At 76.7% G+C, this 18,149-nt stretch carries 15 protein-coding genes; 5 read left to right on the top strand and 10 right to left on the bottom strand.

The genetic code is table 11. The features are described 5' to 3' along the window. Positions 1-6 precede the first annotated feature (6 nt). The 3 genes from purH (at position 7) to mdh (ending at position 3,626) form a co-directional block, all read left to right on the top strand. A complete protein-coding gene (gene purH / locus IEY75_RS01825) occupies positions 7-1,566 on the top strand; it encodes a bifunctional phosphoribosylaminoimidazolecarboxamide formyltransferase/IMP cyclohydrolase (protein ID WP_189112363.1) in 1,560 nt (519 codons plus the stop codon). A gap of 118 nt (positions 1,567-1,684) precedes the next feature. Next, positions 1,685-2,545 (top strand): bifunctional methylenetetrahydrofolate dehydrogenase/methenyltetrahydrofolate cyclohydrolase, encoded by an 861-nt coding sequence (locus tag IEY75_RS01830; RefSeq protein ID WP_189112364.1) that lies wholly within the window; start codon positions 1,685-1,687, stop codon positions 2,543-2,545. Positions 2,546-2,675: 130 nt separating this feature from the next. Further along, entirely contained in the window at positions 2,676-3,626 is a 951-nt protein-coding gene (gene mdh, locus IEY75_RS01835) for a malate dehydrogenase (RefSeq protein WP_189112365.1), read from the top strand. Positions 3,627-3,678: 52 nt separating this feature from the next. Here the strand turns inward: mdh and IEY75_RS01840 are convergent, their stop codons facing one another. After that, a complete protein-coding gene (locus tag IEY75_RS01840) occupies positions 3,679-4,059 on the bottom strand; it encodes a VOC family protein (RefSeq protein ID WP_189112366.1) in 381 nt (126 codons plus the stop codon). Between the two features lie 385 nt (positions 4,060-4,444). Between IEY75_RS01840 and IEY75_RS01845 the strand changes: the two genes are divergently transcribed. Then, on the top strand, positions 4,445-5,662 hold the full coding sequence (locus IEY75_RS01845; protein ID WP_189112367.1) for an NADP-dependent isocitrate dehydrogenase: 1,218 nt from the start codon (positions 4,445-4,447) through the stop codon (positions 5,660-5,662). 121 nt (positions 5,663-5,783) lie between these two features. Here IEY75_RS01845 and IEY75_RS01850 read toward each other — a convergent pair whose 3' ends face one another. From IEY75_RS01850 to IEY75_RS01860, 3 genes are all read right to left on the bottom strand, one after another. Further along, entirely contained in the window at positions 5,784-7,655 is a 1,872-nt protein-coding gene (locus IEY75_RS01850; protein WP_189112368.1) for an FG-GAP-like repeat-containing protein, read from the bottom strand. 97 nt (positions 7,656-7,752) lie between these two features. Continuing rightward, complete coding sequence (locus IEY75_RS01855) at positions 7,753-8,679, bottom strand: glycosyltransferase (protein ID WP_189112369.1); 927 nt, start codon at positions 8,677-8,679, stop codon at positions 7,753-7,755. After that, entirely contained in the window at positions 8,676-9,722 is a 1,047-nt protein-coding gene (locus IEY75_RS01860) for a sulfotransferase (RefSeq protein ID WP_189112370.1), read from the bottom strand. Before IEY75_RS01860 ends, IEY75_RS01855 begins: the two co-directional genes overlap by 4 nt. A 60-nt stretch (positions 9,723-9,782) precedes the next feature. On the opposite strand from IEY75_RS01860, the gene IEY75_RS01865 reads away from it, so the two are divergent. Continuing rightward, entirely contained in the window at positions 9,783-10,610 is an 828-nt protein-coding gene (locus IEY75_RS01865) for a WecB/TagA/CpsF family glycosyltransferase (RefSeq protein WP_229789270.1), read from the top strand. Here IEY75_RS01865 and IEY75_RS01870 read toward each other — a convergent pair whose 3' ends face one another. Genes IEY75_RS01870 through IEY75_RS01895 form a run of 6 tightly spaced genes read right to left on the bottom strand, consistent with a single transcriptional unit; the run spans position 10,611 to position 18,074 of the window. Then, complete coding sequence (locus IEY75_RS01870) at positions 10,611-11,444, bottom strand: class I SAM-dependent methyltransferase (RefSeq protein WP_189112372.1); 834 nt, start codon at positions 11,442-11,444, stop codon at positions 10,611-10,613. After that, positions 11,365-13,005, bottom strand: a complete 1,641-nt coding sequence (locus IEY75_RS01875; protein ID WP_189112373.1) for a lipopolysaccharide biosynthesis protein — start codon at positions 13,003-13,005, stop codon at positions 11,365-11,367. Before IEY75_RS01875 ends, IEY75_RS01870 begins: the two co-directional genes overlap by 80 nt. Then, entirely contained in the window at positions 13,002-13,883 is an 882-nt protein-coding gene (locus IEY75_RS01880; protein WP_189112374.1) for a sulfotransferase domain-containing protein, read from the bottom strand. The genes IEY75_RS01875 and IEY75_RS01880 overlap by 4 nt, the downstream gene beginning before the upstream one ends. After that, positions 13,880-15,109 (bottom strand): protein kinase family protein, encoded by a 1,230-nt coding sequence (locus tag IEY75_RS01885; protein ID WP_189112375.1) that lies wholly within the window; start codon positions 15,107-15,109, stop codon positions 13,880-13,882. Before IEY75_RS01885 ends, IEY75_RS01880 begins: the two co-directional genes overlap by 4 nt. After that, positions 15,106-16,506: an O-antigen ligase family protein gene (locus tag IEY75_RS01890; RefSeq protein WP_189112376.1), complete on the bottom strand. Its 1,401-nt coding sequence runs from the start codon at positions 16,504-16,506 to the stop codon at positions 15,106-15,108. Before IEY75_RS01890 ends, IEY75_RS01885 begins: the two co-directional genes overlap by 4 nt. Then, positions 16,503-18,074: a lipopolysaccharide biosynthesis protein gene (locus IEY75_RS01895; protein ID WP_189112377.1), complete on the bottom strand. Its 1,572-nt coding sequence runs from the start codon at positions 18,072-18,074 to the stop codon at positions 16,503-16,505. Before IEY75_RS01895 ends, IEY75_RS01890 begins: the two co-directional genes overlap by 4 nt. Positions 18,075-18,149: the final 75 nt, after the last annotated feature.

Here is an 18,149-nt window from a genome sequence, read left to right on the forward strand (position 1 = left end):
ACACACATGAGCGACGCCGCGCAGGCCCGCCGTCCGATCCGCCGCGCGCTGGTCAGCGTGTACGACAAGACGGGGCTGACCGCGCTGGCCCAGGCGCTGCACGCCGCCGGCGTGGAGATCGTCTCGACGGGTTCGACGGCCGCGACGATCGCCGCCGCCGGGGTGCCGGTGACCGCGGTGGAGCAGCTCACCGGGTTCCCCGAGATGCTCGACGGCCGGGTCAAGACCCTGCACCCGGCGGTCCACGCGGGCCTGCTCGCCGACCTGCGGCTGGCGGCGCACGCCGCCCAGCTCGACGCGCGGGGCATCGCGCCGTTCGACCTGCTGGTGGCCAACCTGTACCCGTTCCGGGCCACCGTCGCCTCCGGCGCCGCCCCGGACGAGTGCGTCGAGCAGATCGACATCGGCGGTCCGTCGATGGTCCGCGGTGCCGCCAAGAACCACGCGAGCGTCGCCGTCGTCGTCTCGCCCGACCGGTACCCCGACGTCGTCGCGGCGCTCGGCGGGGGCGGCTTCACGCTGGCGCAGCGGCAGGCGCTCGCGGTGGACGCCTTCCGGCACACCGCCGAGTACGACGTGGCGGTCGCCTCCTGGCTCGGCGACGTCGTCGCGGGCGACGACGGGGGCTTCCCGGCCTGGACCGCGGGCACGTGGGAGCGGGCGGCCGTGCTCCGGTACGGCGAGAACCCGCACCAGCGGGCCGCCCTGTACCGGCACTGGCGCGGCGGCCTGGCCGCCGCCACCCAGCTACACGGCAAGGAGATGTCCTACAACAACTACGTCGACACCGACGCCGCGTGGCGGGCCGCGCACGACTTCGCCGCGCCCGCGGTGGCGATCATCAAGCACGCGAACCCGTGCGGGATCGCCGTGGGTACCGACGTCGCCGACGCCCACCGCAAGGCCCACGCGTGCGACCCGGTGTCGGCGTACGGCGGGATCGTCGCGGCCAACCGCACCGTCACCGCCGCCATGGCCGCCCAGATCGCCGAGGTGTTCACCGAGGTCGTGGCGGCGCCGGGGTACGACGACGACGCGCTGGCGCTGCTGCGCGCCCGGAAGAACCTGCGGATCCTCGCGGTCGGCGACGGCCACCGCGACCCGGTGGAGATCCGCCCGATCGACGGGGGCCTGCTCATGCAGACCGCCGACCGCGTCGACGCGGTCGGCGACGACCCGGCCCGGTGGCGCCTGGCCTGCGGCGACGCCGCCGGCCCGGCGCTGCTCGCCGACCTGGCGTTCGCCTGGCGGGCCTGCCGGTCGGTGAAGTCCAACGCCATCGTCCTCGCCCGCGGCGGCGCCACGGTCGGGGTCGGGATGGGGCAGGTCAACCGGGTCGACTCGGCCCGGCTTGCCGTCGCGCGGGCCGGCGAGCGGGCGCACGGCTCGGTGGCCGCCTCGGACGCGTTCTTCCCGTTCGCCGACGGGCTGCGGATCCTCCTCGACGCCGGGGTGCGGGCCGTCGTGCAGCCGGGCGGCTCGGTCCGGGACGAGGAGGTCGTCGCCGCCGCGAAGGAGGCCGGCGCGACGATGTACCTGACCGGTACCCGGCACTTCTTCCACTGACGCCGCCGACCGCCGGTACGGGTGGCGGGGCCGCGGCGCGGGCATGGAAAAATCGGCGCGCCGGGCGGAGGTCTCGCCGCGGCGTGCCGGTACGGTCCGGCGGCGAAGGGAGTTCCCGGTGACGGCGACGGTGCTGGACGGCAAGGCGACGGCTGCGGCGGTCAAGGAGGACCTGCGGCAGCGGGTGAAGGCGCTCGCCGCGCGGGGCATCACCCCCGGCCTGGGCACGGTCCTGGTCGGCGACGACCCGGGGTCGCACGCGTACGTGGCCGGCAAGCACCGCGACTGCGCCGAGGTCGGCATCGCCTCGCTGCGCCGCGACCTGCCCGCCACCGCGACCCAGGCGGACGTGGACGCCGCCGTCGCGGAGCTGAACGCCGACCCGGCCTGCCACGGCTACATCGTGCAGTTGCCGCTGCCCCGCGGGCTGGACACGCAGCGGGTGCTGGAGGCGATCGACCCGGACAAGGACGCCGACGGGCTGCACCCCGTCAACCTGGGCCGGCTGGTGCTGGGGTACCCGGGGCCGCTGCCCTGCACGCCGCGCGGGATCGTGCACCTGCTGCGCGCGTACGGCGTGCCGCTGGCGGGGGCGCGGGTGGTGGTGATCGGCCGCGGCACCACCGTCGGCCGCCCGCTGGGGCTGCTGCTGACCCGGCGCGACGAGAACGCGACGGTCACCCTGTGCCACACCGGCACCCGCGACCTGTCCGCGCACACCCGCGACGCGGACATCGTGGTCGCGGCGGTCGGCGTGCCCGGACTGGTCACCGCCGACCTGGTGCGGCCGGGCGCGGCGGTGGTGGACGTGGGCATCACCCGGGTCGTGGGCGCCGACGGCAGGGGCGTGTACAGCGGCGACGTCGCGCCGGAGGTGCGCGAGGTGGCCGGCTTCGTGGCGCCGGTGCCCGGCGGCGTGGGGCCGATGACCCGGGCGATGCTGCTGGCCAACGTCGTGGAGCGCGCCGAACGCCCCTGACGGCGATCGCGGTGCTCGGTCCCGCGGCTCCCGGGTGCGGTCTAAGCTCTCCCCTGAGCCATCGGGTCACTGTGTCAGATATCCGTATGTTCGATATCCGTATTCTCCTGGTCAGAGGTGAGGTCACGTCATGGGCAAGAAGGTCACCGTCGTCGGCGCCGGTTTCTACGGGGCGACCACCGCGCAGCGCCTCGCCGAGTACGACGTCTTCGAGACCGTCGTGCTGACCGACATCATCGACGGCAAGCCCGAGGGCCTGGCGCTGGACCTGTGCCAGTCGCGGCCGATCGAGGGCTTCGAGACCCGGATCGTCGGCCGGACCACCGGGGTCGACGGCAGCGGGTACGAGGTCATCGAGGGCTCCGACATCGTGGTCATCACCGCCGGCCTGCCGCGCAAGCCGGGCATGAGCCGGATGGACCTGCTGGAGACCAACGCCAAGATCGTCCGTGGCGTGGCCGAGAACGTCGCCAAGTACGCGCCGCACGCCGTCGTCATCGTCGTGTCCAACCCGCTGGACGAGATGACCGCGCTGGCGCAGCTCGCCACCCAGTTCCCGAAGAACCGGGTCATGGGCCAGGCGGGGATGCTCGACACGGCGCGGTTCACCAACTTCGTCGCCGAGGAGCTGAAGGTGCCGGTGTCCAGCGTGCGGACGCTGACGCTGGGCTCGCACGGCGACACCATGGTGCCGGTCCCGTCGCGCTGCACGGTCGACGGCAAGCCGCTGGCCGACCTGCTGCCCGCGGAGAAGGTCGAGGAGCTGGTGGTGCGGACGCGCAACGGCGGCGCCGAGGTGGTGGCGCTGCTGAAGACGGGGTCGGCGTTCTACGCCCCGTCGGCCGCCGCGGCCCGGATGGCCCGGGCGGTCGCGGAGGACTCGGGCGCGGTCATGCCGGTCTGCGCGTGGGTGGACGGGGAGTACGGCATCGGGGGCGTCTACCTCGGGGTCGAGGCGGAGATCGGCGCGGCCGGCGTCCGCCGGGTCGTGGAGACCGACCTGACGGCGCCGGAGCTGGCCGGGCTGAAGGAGGCCGCCGAGGCCGTCCGCGCGAAGCAGGCCGACGTCGCCGACATGTGACGCAGCGGCAGGGGCCGGGTCCGCGGGACCCGGCCCCTGCGCGCGTCCGGGCTCAGGTGGCGGTCTGCCAGAGGCCGACGATGTTGCCCTCGGGGTCGGCGAAGTACCCGACGTACCCCATCTCGCCCACGGCCTGCTTGGGCATGACGGTCTTGCCGCCGGTCCGCTCGACCTTGCCGAGCGCCGCGTCGACGTCCGCGACGTCGATCGTGATGACCGGGTGGTGGACCGGGTCGCTGCGGGTGAAGATGCCGCCGTTGATCGCGCCCGGCCTGATCGGCATCCCGGCGGAGTCCGTGGGCGTGGTGCGGGCGACGGTGTAGTTCATGTCCGGCATGGTGTCCAGTTGCCAGCCGAAGACGTCCGCGTAGAAGCTGCGCGCCCGCGCGACGTCGTCGGCCGGGATCTCGAAGTGCACGACCTGTCCGCTCATCTGGCGGCCCCCCGTCATCTGTGTCCGAATTGCGGCAAAGATGAGCCTAGACGGGCGCCGGTGGCTTGGCAGCCGGCTACGCGGACCGGGCCGCGCGCCGCGGATGTCTGAGCATTGGCCCGGTGCCGGCCGGGCGCACCGGGCGGGGCGGCGCGCCCGCGGCTCCACTGAGGCCGGACGATAGTCTGCGCGGGTGCTCCCGGTCGGCCCGCGAGCCGAGCGCCTCGGGCCGGGCCGGGTCGGGTGGGTCGGCGGAGGGCGAGTTCCGGTATCAGCGGGATTGTCCGCCTAGGCTCGGGGGCGGAGGTGGCCCGTGGCGCGGCGCCGCCGGCTGGACAGTACGCTCGTACTGCTTACAGGACGTGGATGAAGGGAGCGCCGGCGGATGGCGAAGATCAAGGTCGAGAACCCGGTCGTCGAACTCGATGGCGACGAGATGACGCGGATCATCTGGAAGCAGATCCGGGAGCAGCTCATCCTGCCGTACCTCGACGTGGAGCTGGAGTACCACGACCTCTCCATCGAGCACCGCGACGCCACCGACGACCAGGCCACCGTCGACGCGGCGCACGCGATCAGGCGGCACGGCGTCGGCGTCAAGTGCGCCACCATCACGCCGGACGAGGCCCGGGTCGAGGAGTTCGGCCTGAAGAAGATGTGGCGCTCGCCGAACGGCACCATCCGCAACATCCTCGGCGGCGTGATCTTCCGCGAGCCGATCATCATGGCGAACGTGCCGCGCCTGGTGCCGGGCTGGACCAGGCCGATCGTCATCGGCCGGCACGCCCACGGCGACCAGTACAAGGCCACGGACTTCGTGGTCGACCGGCCGGGCACGCTGACCATGACGTTCCAGCCCGAGGACGGCTCGGCGCCGATGGAGTTCCAGGTCGCGCAGTTCCCCGGCGGCGGCATCGCGATGGGCATGTACAACTACGACGAGTCGATCCGGGACTTCGCCCGCGCCTCGTTCCGCTACGGCCTGGCCCGCAACTTCCCGGTGTACCTGTCGACGAAGAACACGATCCTCAAGGCGTACGACGGCCGGTTCAAGGACCTGTTCGCCGAGGTCTTCGAGGCGGAGTTCGCCGCGCAGTTCGAGGCCGCCGGCATCACCTACGAGCACCGGCTGATCGACGACATGGTCGCCGCCGCGCTGAAGTGGGAGGGCGGCTACGTCTGGGCGTGCAAGAACTACGACGGCGACGTGCAGTCCGACACCGTGGCGCAGGGCTTCGGCTCGCTCGGCCTGATGACCTCGGTCCTGATGACCCCGGACGGCCGGACCGTCGAGGCCGAGGCCGCCCACGGCACCGTCACCCGGCACTACCGGCAGTGGCAGAAGGGCGAGAAGACCTCGACGAACCCGATCGCCTCGATCTTCGCCTGGTCCCGCGGCCTGGCGCACCGGGGCAAGCTCGACGGCACCCCCGCGGTGACCGGCTTCGCCGAGGCGCTGGAGCAGGTGTGCGTCGACACCGTCCAGGGCGGCCAGATGACCAAGGACCTCGCGCTGCTGATCGGGCGCGACGCCCCGTGGCTGACGACCGACGAGTTCATGGCCGCCCTCGACACCAACCTGGCCGCCCGCCTGTCGGCCTGACCGCCCCCCCCGCGACCGCGACGCCCCGGATCCGGGGGCGCGCGGGGCCGGAGATGACGACCGGGGGCCTCCCGCGACACCGCTCGGTGCGCGGGAGGCCCCCGACGTGTGTCGCGGCAGGCTAGGGGACGGACACCAGGCTGTCGCCCTCGGCGGGGCGGTGGTCGGTGGCGGTGTCCGGCCCGGGGCCGCCGTCGAACCGGTCGCGGCCCGGCCCGCCGGTGAGCCGGTCCCGGCCCTCGCCGGCCGACAGCAGGTCGTCGCCGGTACCGCCGTCGAGCCGGTCGTCGCCGGTGTCGCCGACCAGCAGGTCGTCGCCGGGACCGCCGGTGAGCCGGTCGCCGCCGACGCCGCCGCCCAGCGCGTCGTCGCCCGCCCCGCCGTCGAGTCGGTCGTCGCCGGTACCGCCGCACAGGACGTCCTCGGCCCCGCCGCCGGTCAGGACGTCGTTGCCGCGCTGGCCGAGCAGCACGTCGTAGCCCGCCCCGCCGGTGACGGTGTCGTCGTTGTCCCCGGCCACCCGGACGGTGATGCCCAGGACCATGCTCGTGGCGCCGTCGCCGACCCCCACCTGGACCGTGGTGGTGCCCTTGCGGCCGGCCGCGGCGCGGATGGCGACCTCGCGCTGCGCCCCCGTGCCGGTGACGGCGAGGCCCGCGGCGGGGATGAGGGCGGAGTTGCCGGCGGCGGCCGTCACGGTCAGCCGGTCGACCGGGGTGTCGGCGTCGGCGACCGTCAGCCGCAGGACCGCGCCGTCGTTGGCCAGGCAGGTGCCGCCGGTGAGCGTCAGGCTCGGCGTGGGGCCGCCGGCCGGGCCGTTGCGCAGGACGACGGTCGTGTTACCCCGCGAGGGCAGCAGGACGTCCGGCCGGCCGTCGCCGGTCAGGTCGCCGGCCACCAGCGGCTCGGAGTAGTCGCCCGCGCGCACCAGCGTCCGGCCGAACTGGCCGGTGCCGGTGCCGAACGTGATCCGGATGCCGGCGTTGGCCGGATCGGGGTAGCCGCTGTTGAGGTACAGCAGGTCGGCCCTGCCGTCGCCGTCGAAGTCGCCCGCGTGTACGTCGTAGGTGAACTCGCCGCGGTTGACGACCTGCGCCGGCCCGAACGTGCCGTCCCCGGCGCCCGCGTGGACCGCGAGGGCGCTGACCTCGTTCTCGTGGATGGCGGCCACGGCGATGTCGGTGCGGCCGTCGCCGGTGAAGTCGGCCAGTGCCATGCCCTCGGGACCGCCGGCCTGGATGGCCAGCGCGCCGACCGGCGTGAAGTCGCCCGCGCCGTCGCCGCGCAGGATGCGCACGAACCGGCCGCCGGAGCTGCGCACCACGAGGTCGGGCCGGTTGTCGCCGGTGAGTTCGGCGGTGGCGACCTCGTCGCCGAACGCGCCGATGAACATCCGCCGGGCGGCGGCGAAACCGGTCGGGGTGGCCAGGATGATCGAGATTCCGCCCGTGCCCGCGGACAGCGCGACGATGTCGGGGCGGCCGTCGAGGTTGAGGTCGGTGACGACGCTGTTGCCGGTACCGGCGTGCGCGGCGAGTGTGACCGGGCCGCCCAGCGCCGCGCCGGCGCCGCCGTAGAGGACGGTGAGGCTGGCCTCGTCGCGGTGCGACACCACGGCGTCGAGGTCGCCGTCGCCGTTGAGGTCGCCGAGGGTGACCTCGGTGGCGCCGCGGCCGAGCGGGACGGCGGTGGCGGCGGCGAACGCCCCGCCGCCGGTGCCGCGGGCGACGTCCAGCCGGTTGGCGCCGGTGGCGGTCACCAGGTCGGCGCGCCCGTCGCGGTCGAGGTCGCCGACGGCGGTGGGGCGCGCGCCCCACGGCAGGGCGCCGATCTCGGTCAGGGTGATCGGCGGCGGGTCGACGGCGGGGGCCGCCGACAGCGGGAGTGCCGGGGCCGCGAGCAGGATCGGGACGGCGAACAGGATCGGGGCGGCGAGCGGGAGGGCGCGGCGCGGGGAGCGGTCGGCGTCGGGGCCGGCGTCGTGCGTGAGCATGGGGAAGCGGCTTCTTTCGACGGGGAGGGCGGCCGGGGGGCCACTGGAGTGAGCAAATGGTACAAAGGTAAACATTAATCCCGGGTTCGGGTGTCGGTCAGATGCCGTGGCCCCGCCGGTGCAGGGCCGCCAGGACCCTCTCGACCGGTACCGCGGCGCACAGGGCGGCGACCGCGATGGCGGCCCGGGGCTCGCGCCAGTTGTGCCGCAGGGTGCGCCGGGTCCACCGCCACGCCCCGCGGCGGTCCCCGGCCGCCGCGCACCAGCAGGCGAGCTGCCCGTACACCCGCGCCGCGCCAGGGCGGCTGGCCCGGATCTCGGGGTGGCGCGCGATCATCCACTCCAGTGACGAGATCTTGGTGGCGTACTCGTACGCGAACTGCGACGTCCGGCCCCACAGGACCCGCACGAGCGGCGCGTCCACATGCGCCACCGGCCCGCGGCGCGCGGCGCGCAGCAGCAGGTCCCAGTCCTCGTTCTGGGAGCCCGGCGCGTCCTCCGCCACCAGGCCGATGCCGCGGCCGCGGCCGGCCACCAGGCTGTCTCGGCGGACGAGGAAGGTCGACGCGTGCAGCATCGCCATCCGCGACCGGGCCAGGTCGGTGACGGTGACCCGGTCGGTACCGGCCAGCCGCGGGGTGACCGCGTCCCGGAACTCGACCTCGATCGCGCACGTGGCGAACTCCGCCGCCGGCCGCTGCCGCAGCAGCGTGACCTGCCGGCGCAGCTTGTCCGGCGCCCACACGTCGTCGTCGTCGCAGAAGGCGACCAGTTCGGTGTCCAGGGCGAGGATGCCGGTGTTGCGCGCCCCGGCCAGGCCGGGCGTGCGGGTGTTGGCCAGGACCCGCACCGCCGGGCCGGCCGCGCGCTGGTCGGGCTCGGTCCGGTCGTGCACCACTACGGTGCGCAGGGCGCCCGGGTAGTCCTGCGCGGCGACCGCCGCCAGGGTGCGGCGCAGCAGCAGCGGCCGGTCCCGGGTCGGCACGACGACGCCGACCGGGGGCCAGGCGCCGCCGTCGCTCACCGGCCCGCCCGCACGGCCGCGGCGGCCCCGCGGCCGGTACCGGTGGCGTCGCCCGCCGGCCGCGGGGCCGGTGGGGCGTCGGCGCGGTGGCGGGCCTGTCGCGCGACGGGGGCCGGCCGCAGCGGGTACCCGTACCGCCGCAGCAGCGGCGCGCTCAGCGCGGTGACCAGGCGGCGCTGCCCCGCCGGCAGCGCGGTCCGCCACGCCTCGTCGCCGCGCAGCGCGACCCGTCCGAGGGCGAAACGCATCGGGTTGCCGGCGGCGCTGTGGCCGACGCCCACCCGGACGGCGTCCGGCTCCAGGAAGTCCAGGTCCCCGTCGCGCAGCGGGAGGCCGGCGAAGTCGGCGATGCGCCCCACGGCGGCCGCGGGGTCGGCCAGGAAGTCCTCGTACCGCAGCAGCGTCAGCGGCACGCCGCGCCGGGCCAGCAGGCCGAGGGCGGCGTTGTGCGCGCTCCACAGCAGCGCGCTGCGGGCGGGGGAGTAGCGCGTCATCTCCTCCCCGGCGGCCTCCGGCCGGGCGACGCGCCGGGTCCACGAGTGGGCCACGCCCCGCGGGTCGCGGACCATGTGCACGACCCGCAGGTCGATCGCGCCCGGCCGCATCCAGCGCAGGCAGTGGGCCAGCGCGCTGTGCTTGGAGGAGTCCACGACCACGCGGGCGCCGGTGACGGCGGCGGCCGCGCGGTAGACGGACGCGTAGTAGGCGCCGTACGCCAGGACGTCGGCCTGGCGCCGCGCCCCGAGCCGGCGCCGGGCCAGGGCGGGAATGTGCCGGGTCCGCTCGACGGCGGCGCGCAGCCGCAGGACGCGCGCGACGTCCACCCCCGCCCAGCCGTCGAACGCCTCGGCGCCCACCCGGGCCCAGAAGTCGCAGTCGGCGAACGGCGTGCCGCAGCCGCAGCGCTCGTTGTCGCGGACGTCGCGCTGCCACAGGTGGACGACCTCGCCCAGGGCGACGACGCCGGGCAGTTCGCCGAGGGTGCGTTCGAGCAGGGTGGTGCCGCTCCGCCCGAGGCCCCCTAAATAGAGGACAGAAGCCACTTTGACCCTTTTCTAGTCGTTATGCCTATACAACGACAGAAAAGAGTAGTGGGGGCGTTTTTGTCGCAGCAGGACACGTTCGCGCAGGTGGCGGTCGGGGCGGGACGCTTCCACGCGTGCACGGAAGTGGAGGTCGTGTCCGCCGTCCGGGCGGCGCTGCGGCGCGGCGTCGGCGGCCGCATCATCACCCCGAACGTCGACATCCTGCGCCAGGCGCGGCGGGACCCGGCGGTCCGGGGGTACCTGGCCGACGCGAGCCTGGTCGTCGCCGACGGGATGCCGCTGGTGTGGGCCAGCCGGCTCGCCGGCACGCCGCTGCCCGAGCGGGTGGCCGGGTCCAGCCTCGTCCGCTCGCTGGCGGCGGGCCTGGCGCACGACCGGCGGTCGCTGTACCTGCTCGGCGGCGCGCCCGCCACCGCGGGCACCGACGGCGACCCGGACGGCGCGCTGCGCGCGGCGGCCACCCTCGCCCACGCCCACCCGGGGCTGCGGATCGCGGGGGCGCACAGTCCGGCGTACGGGTTCGAGAAGGACCCCGCCGCCCTCGACGCGGTCTGCGCGGCCGTCGCCGCGGCCCGGCCGGACCTGGTCTGCGTCGGCGTCGGCTTCCCGAAGCAGGAGTCGGTGATCTCGGTCCTGCGCCGGCGCCGCCCGGGCGCGTGGTACCTGGGCTGCGGCGCGGCGATCAACTTCGTGGCCGGCGACCAGCACCGGGCGCCGGCCTGGATGCAGCGCTCGGGGCTGGAGTGGGCGCACCGGCTGGCGGCGGAGCCCCGGCGGCTGGCCGGCCGGTACCTCGGCCACGACGCCCCGTACGCCCTCGGCCTGCTCGCCCGCGCCACCCTCACCCGCTACCGGCCGGCCCCGGCCCCGCGCCCGCGCTCCTAGTCAGCCGGCGTGCCCGCCCCGCCCGCGACCCGGCTGTGGGGAGGCGTCGAGGACCTCGCCGGCCGGCACCGGGACAGCGGGCGGCGGCGCGGGCCGCGTCCGGCGGGCGACGTAGAGGACGGTGGCGGCGTACCGGTCGGCGACCGACAGCCGGGTCAGCACGGCGTCCACCGGCCGGACCAGCGCCCGCAGCCACCGGCGGCCGTACCAGCCCTGCGGGAACAGCGCGCAGCCGCGCAGCCGCTCCACCGCGAAGCCGTGCCGGTCCAGCAGCGCCGCGACGTCGGCGTGGGACAGCTCGGCGTACCAGCGGTCGCCCGCGCGGCGGCGGTGCCGCAGGTGGCGCAGCGAGTGGCGGTTGCCGTGGTTCTCCAGGACGAGCAGGCCGGCGTGCGCGTGCGGCAGGGCCGCGGCGGCGAAGGCCACCGCGCGGTCGCGGACGGCCTCGGGCACGTTGAGCAGCAGCCGGAACGCCGTCACCAGCGCCGGCCCGGCGGCGGCGGCCGGCAGGGGCGCCGGCCCGTGGGCGGGGACCAGCCGCAGGTCGGCGTCGGTGCCCTCGCGGCGCGCCTGCGCCAGCATCGCCGCCGACGTGTCGTACCCGAACGCCCCGCGGACCAGCCCGGCCAGCATCCGCACCCCGCGCCCGGTACCGCAGGCGAAGTCGTGCTGCACGGGCCGCCGGTACGGGAACTCGCGGGCGACGAGCGCGCGCAGGTAGCGCCGCTGGCGCGCGCCGACGATCGCGCCGTAGCTACCCGGCGCGTACACCACCTCGGCGTACTTGGTCACCGCCTGCCTGTCCTGGAACACCTCGGCGTAGTCGGTCGGCATCCTCGTTCCCCTCTGTGGTGGTGGGGCCGCGGCGGCGCCGCGGTCGCAGTGCGCGCAGCGCGGCCCAGCCCAGCGGGCCGCGCAGCAGCCAGCCGCCGGCCGCGTACGCCGCGCCGCCGGCCAGCAGCGCGGCGGCGAGGCCGGCCGGGCCGCGGCCCAGGGTCGCGGCGGCCGCGGCGGGCACCGCGCCGAAGGCCGCCGCCGCCAGGCCGGCCGCGGCCAGCGTCCCGGGTCCGAACGGATGGATCCGCAGCTCGCGCCAGACCTGCGCCAGCGGCAGCAGGTTGTTGACAGCCACGGCCGCGGCCAGCCCGAGCGCCGCCCCGACCGCCCCCAGCCGGGGAATCGCCAGCGTCCCGACCAGCAGCAGCGCGAGCAGCGCGGCGGCGACGTTCACCAGGTTCCACCGGGTGCGCCCGCCCATGGCCAGGACCATGTCGACCATCCCGCAGCCGGTGGCCAGCAGCATCGCCGCGGCGAGGACGGCGACGACGGCGCCCCCGTCGGCGTAGGCGGGGCCGAACAGACCCAGGTACACCGGCGCGAACACGGCCACCAGCAGGTACAGCGGCCAGGTGGTGAAGACCAGCCAGCCGGTCGCCGTCCGGTACAGCGCCTGCGCCCGCGGCCGGTCGCCCGCGGCGAGCGCCTCGGCCAGCCGCGGCTGGACCGCGACCGAGATGCCCTGGTTGGCGAGCTGCCCGGCGATGACGAACCGGCCGGCCACGGCGTAGGCCGCGGCGGTACCGAGCCCGCCGAGGGCGGCGACCAGCAGGACGTCCACGCGCTGGAGCGCGAGCTGCAGGACCGAGGCGACCGCGCGCGGGCCGCCGAAGGTCCAGAAGTCGCGCCGCAGCCGCCGCAGCGCCGGCCGGTCCGGCGGGACCGCGCCGCCGGCCGCCCGCCGGTGCACCCGGCGGAGCTGGTGCGCGGCGGCCAGCGCGGTCGGCAGGTACGGCCCGGCCCAGGCCACCGCGTACGCCCACACCGGCACGGGCCGGGCCAGCGCCGCGAGCGCGAGGCCGCCGACGCCGGCCAGTTGCAGGGCGGGGCGGGCGACCCGTTCGAGCAGGACGGTCGGCCGCATCGCCCGGTAGCCGCGGGTGGCGGCGAGCAGCGCCTCGGTCAGGGCGAGGCCGGGCAGGAAGACGGCGAGCGCGCGCAGCGGGCCGACGACGAGGGCGGGGTCGTGCCCGTCGGCGGTGACGGCGGCCAGCGCCGGGGCGCCGCACCACAGCGCGACCGCCAGCAGCGCCGCCGCCGCGGCGACCGGCGCCAGGCCGGTGCGCAGGCAGGCGCCCAGCAGGGCCGGCCGGCCGGCGGCGCGCAGCCGGGCCGGCCAGTACACCAGGCTGGTCACCGTGCCGAGCCGGGCGACGCCGCCGGCCAGGGTGAAGGCGGCGGTGGCGGCGAAGAAGCCGCCGGCCGCGGCCGGGCCCAGGCCGCGGGCGACCAGCCAGGTGACCCCGACGGCGCACGCGGCGCCGAGGGCGCCGCCGAGCAGGTTGGCCGCCCCGCCCCGCGCGACGGCGGCGGTCTCGGCGGCGGCCGGGTTGGTCACCGCAGGCGCCAGATGGGCGGCCGCCCGAGCCACTGCGCCAGGTGCGCGTCGTACGGCGCGTAGTAGTCCCACAGCGCCGCGCGCAGGCCGGGGTCCATCGGCGCGGGCCGGGGCCGGGCGTTGTGCCGGGCGAACGGCGGGTGGCCCAGGGCGGGCAGGCCCAGGAACCCGAGCACCTCGTCGTACACCTTCTCCGGCGTGGCGAAGAAGCGCTCGCTCTCCACGACGTGGATCCGGTCCCGGCCGAGCACGTCGGCGAGCCGGGCCAGCCGGGGCGCGTACTCGCCGCGGCTGACGTACGCGTGGTGCTGGTGGCTGAAGCTGTAGTGCGACGGGTCGGTGGCCAGCCGCTCCTCCTCGCCGGCCAGCCGGGCGGGCTCGGCGGCGAGGGCGTCGGGGAACGACTCCAGCGTCTCGAAGCCGCGGGCGACCTCGTGGGCGTGCTGGGAGTAGGCGCGCTCGACCGGGTCGCGGACGAGCACGAGCAGCCGGACCCGGGGCAGACTCGCGGCGATCCGGCGGGCGGCCAGCGGGTGGTACATGTAGTACGGGCTGGACTCGAACGTCTGCGCCGGCACGCCGGTGGCGGCCTCGACGCGGGCGGCGGCGCGCTGGGACGGGAAGTGGCCGCGGTACCAGCCGGGCCCTCGGTCGTAGCCGACGTCGAAGTAGTGCACGCCCTTGTGCAGGACCGCCTTGAGGACGGCGGGGTGGGCGGCGAGCGCCCGGTACAGCGAGGTCGTGCCGCACCGCTGCCCGCCGCAGATGAGGAACGAGGGCAGCATCCGGTCCCCGGCCGTCAGCCGCCCGTACGTCCGCCAGCCGGCGTGCGCGACCCGCTTGACCGGGGCCGGGACGCGGGCGCCGGTGATCCTCATCGGCCGGCCACCCGGTCCACGAGCACGGGCAGCAGCCAGGTCCCGAGTACGCCCAGGCGCGCCCCGGCCTCGGCCTGCCGGTCGGCGAGGTACCGCGCGGCGAGGTCCACCAGGTACAGCAGGGCGGTGGGCTCCCGGTCCGGCGGCGGTACGTCGAACGGCGCCAGCAGCGCGTCCACCCGGTCGAGGGTGCGGCGCAGCGCGGCGGCGGCGTCGGTGGTCGCCGCGACGCGCTCCTGGAGCGCGTGGTGCACGGCGTCGAAGCCGACCGGGACGCCGGTGCGGTACCGCTCCCAGTCCCAGACGAGCAGGGTGTCGGCGAGGCTGGCCATGTTCCACGGCGCCCAGTCGCCGTGCCAACCCCCGTAGCGCAGGGTCCGGTCGGCGTGCCGCGCCGCGAGGGCGGCGGCGGCGTCGGTGAGCGCCCGGCCGTCGGCGGTACCGGCCAGCGGCGCGAGCCGGCCGCGCAGCTCGCGCCAGTAGGCGCTGGCGCCCAGCGGCCCGGCGGTCACCGGGCCGGCGTGGGCCAGCTCCCGCATCGCGGCGGCCAGCCGGCCCGCGGCCAGCGGCGCCCGCGGCAGCCACACCGGCAGCGCGGACTGGACGAGCACCTCGTGGCCGTTCCACACGCCGTGGTGCAGCACCCGGGGGACCCGCAGCCCGGCCAGCGGGGCGCGGGACAGCGCCGTCAGCGCCGCTGCCTCGTCCCGGACCAGCGCGCGGGTCAGCGGCCCGGTCCCGAGCTTGGCGTAGGCGACGGTGTCGCCGGCCGGGGTGAGCAGTTGCAGGACCGGCTTGCGGTTGGCCCGGGCCGGTCCGAGGTGGACGCTCAGGTGCAGGTCGGTGCCCAGCGCGCCGCGCAGGTACCCGTCGATCGTGGTGGCCGGGTCGCCGGTGACCGTGAGCCGGTCGGGCAGCAGGACCGTGTCGGCCCCGGTGCGCAGGGCGGCGACGACGGCCTCCCGCTTCAGCCGGGCCAGCGTCGAGCCGGGCTCGGCGTACCGGCGCACGGCCGCGGCGGCGATCCGGCGGGAGGCCAGCGGCACCAGCAGTACGGGACGCCGGGCGTGCGGCACCAGCGCGTACGCGGCGACGGCGCCCGCCCCGCCCCGGGCGGTGGCCCGGGTGTCGGGGTAGAGCACCCCGAGGACCTCCTCCAGGTAGGCGGCGCGGCGTTCGCGGTCGCCGGCCGTCAGCGCGGCCGGCGCGGTGGACAGTGGACTCACGCGGGTACCCCTCGCAGGTGTCGGCGCCAGAGCAGCGCGTAGCCGAGAAACGTGAACACCAGCGGCGTGACCAGCGCGTTGTACCAGAGGCTGGCCACCAGGGCGCCGACCAGCGCGGCGCTGCCGGCCAGCCCGACCGCGGAGTGGTCGCGGCGGAACCGCCACAGCCCGTAGCCGAGGAAGCCGAGGTAGCCGGCCGTGCCGACCAGCCCGTGCGCGTACAGGAGCTGCCAGAGCTGGCCGGTGCCGCCGATGGTGAAGTTGCCGCAGCGGGCGCAGTCGGCGCTCTCGCCGACGGCGATGGAGTTGCGCCCGCCGAGGGTGGTGCGGGTGGAGCCGTAGCCGACGGCCGGCGCGGCCAGCACCCCGGCGACGGCGCGGGCGGCGAGGTAGCCGCGGACCCCGTTGGACTTGCCGTTGTCCAGCCGGGCCTCGACCACCTGGCCGAGCGGGGTGCTGGCGACGACCCCGGCGGTCAGCGCCGCGGCGACGCCCAGCGCGGCTAAGGCACCGAGCCGGCCGCGCAGCGCCAGCCGCAGGGCGGTGTACCCGGCGGCGGCCGCCAGCCCGACCCACAGGCCGCGGTTGAGCGAGACGACCACCGGGGCGAGGCTCGCGGCGAGGACGGCGACGGCGCACACCCGCGCGGCGGGCCGCCGCAGGTACCCCCACGCGGCGGCGACGAACCAGCCGACGAGCAGGCAGAAGTTGTGCCCCCAGGTGTTGGTGTACCCCCACGGCGCGGCGGGCCGCGGCGCCGCGCCGCCGACCAGGTCCATGATCTGCGCCGCGTACGGGTGCACCAGCGACTGCACGAACGCGTCCGCGCGCACCCCCGCCGGCAGCAGCAGCTCGACGGGGGAGGTGAACGCGAACCCGCCGGCCAGCATCCCGAGGAACCCGCCCGCGACGGTGACGGCGAACAGCCAGGCGAGCAGCCGGACGAGCCGCCGCGGGGCCAGTTCGGCCTCGGTGAGGTTGCCGGCGTACAGCAGGATCACCGTGGCGACGCCGTACTGGCTGATCCGGAAGCCGGCGCCGACCATCCGGTCGGCGAAGTCGCCGGGCAGGGTGCCGGCGGGGTCGCTGTCCAGCATGGCCACGCCGAGCACGACGGCCGCGAGGAACACCAGCCAGAGGCCGAACCCCGGCGGGGTGCGCAGGACCCGGCCGCTGCGGTGGGCGCGGACCAGCAGGTACAGCATGGGGACCGCGGCCAGCGAGAAGACCAGGACGCCCAGGCCCAGCGCCCACCACAGGGGCAGCAGCGCGAGCGGTCCCACGACCGGCCAGGCCGGGAGCGGGGCGGGCGCCCCGCGCCGGGCCGGGCGCCGGACCGCCACGGGCCGGCGGGTCGGCGGCGGGGCCGCGCCGGGGGCCGGCGCGGACAGCGTCATCGCCGGCCGGCGGCGGCGACCGGCGCGTCGTCGTCGGCCGGCCGCGGCGCCGGGGGGCCGCCGGCCGGCCGGGCCGGCGCGGGCGCGCGGCGCGCCGACCGGGGCAGCACCACCGCCCCGAGCAGCGGTACGCCGACGCGGTGCAACTGCTCCTCGGCGTCGGCGAGCTGGGCGTGCCGGGTGACCCGCAGGGGTACCGCGATGATCGCCGCGTCGGCGTGGCTGCCGAGGCCCTGCGCCTCCGCCCCGGCCGCGGTCGACGGCGCGGCGACGACGACGTAGCCGCCGCCGGCCCGGACCGCGGCGAGCCCGTCGCGCAGCGTGGCCGCGGCCGGCGCGTCGGCGTTGCCGGCCGGCGCGGTGACGATCCGCAGGCCGGGGATGCCGGGGCAGTCGCGGGCGGCCTCGGCCAGGCTCGCCTTGCCCGCGGCCAGCGCGTCGATCCCGGGGCCCTCGGACAGCCCGAGCAGCGCCGTCAGCTCCCGGCTGGCGGCCTGGTGGGCGGCGACGAGCACCACCTCGTCGCCGCTGCGGGCGAACGCGGCGGCCAGGTTCGCGGCGACTAGGACGCCGGCGCGGCCGTCGACGGTGCTGGTGACCACGATCAGGCGGGCGGCGGGGTCGAGCCCGGCGACGACCTCGTTGCGCAGCCGGTGGAAGGTGCGCGCGCCGGCACCCTGCGGCGGCAGGATCCCGCCCGGGGCGGCGCGCCGGTCCAGGACCGCCAGCAGCGGGAGCGGGCTGCGGCGCAGCAGGTCGCCAGGCCGCCGGATGCGCCGGCTGAAGCGCTCCCGGACGAAGGCCAGCGCGGCGCCCAGGAGCAGGCCGGCCATGGCGCCCGAGGCCAGGTACAGCATCCGGTCGGGCGCGGTGGGCCGGCCCGGCAGCGCGGCGTCGCTGATCACCCGCCCGACCCGGACGGTCGCGGTGGTGAGCTGGTTGCTCTTCTCGGCGAGGTCGTTGATCTGGCTGACCAGGCTCTGCCGCTGACTCTCCAACTGCGGCCGGCCGACGCCGGTGAGCACGACGGCCAGCCGCCGGTTGACCCGGTTGAGCGCGACGTTGAGCTGGTGCAGCCGGGCGCCGAAGGCGCGCCCCTGGCCGCCGAGCACGGCGCGGGCGGTGGCCTCCCGGTTGGTCAGGTACGCGGCGGCGATGGCGCGCGAGCGCGCCTGGGCCTGCTGCGGCGTCGGCCCGCTGACGGTGATCCGCAGGACGGTGGTGTTGGCGGGCACCTCGACGGCGATGGCCGGCACCAGCCGGTCGGCGGCGACGGTACCGCCGAGCAGCGCGGTCGCCGCGACGGCGACCGCGTCGGAGCGCACCACCTGCGCCTCGGTGTCCAGGTTGATGGCGTCCTTGGTCCGGCCACCGACCACATTGGCGTCCTGGCCGGCAGGCTGGACGAGGACCGAGGTGGTGGCGGCGTACGTGGCCGGGACCGAGCGGGCGACGAGGTCGGCGCCGAGCACCCCGGCGCAGGTCAGCAGCAGGACCAGCCAGCCGCGGCGGCGCAGCAGTCCCATGTAGTCGGGCACGGTGGCGGGTGCCGGTGCGGAGGCGGGCATACGGGCCCCTTCGTGCTCGGTGGGTACCCGTCGTACGGCCGAGGTCGGGATCGACCGCGACGCCGCGCGGCAGCG

It is taken from the genome of Pilimelia terevasa, assembly GCF_014647915.1.
Lineage (GTDB): Bacteria > Actinomycetota > Actinomycetes > Mycobacteriales > Micromonosporaceae > Pilimelia > Pilimelia terevasa.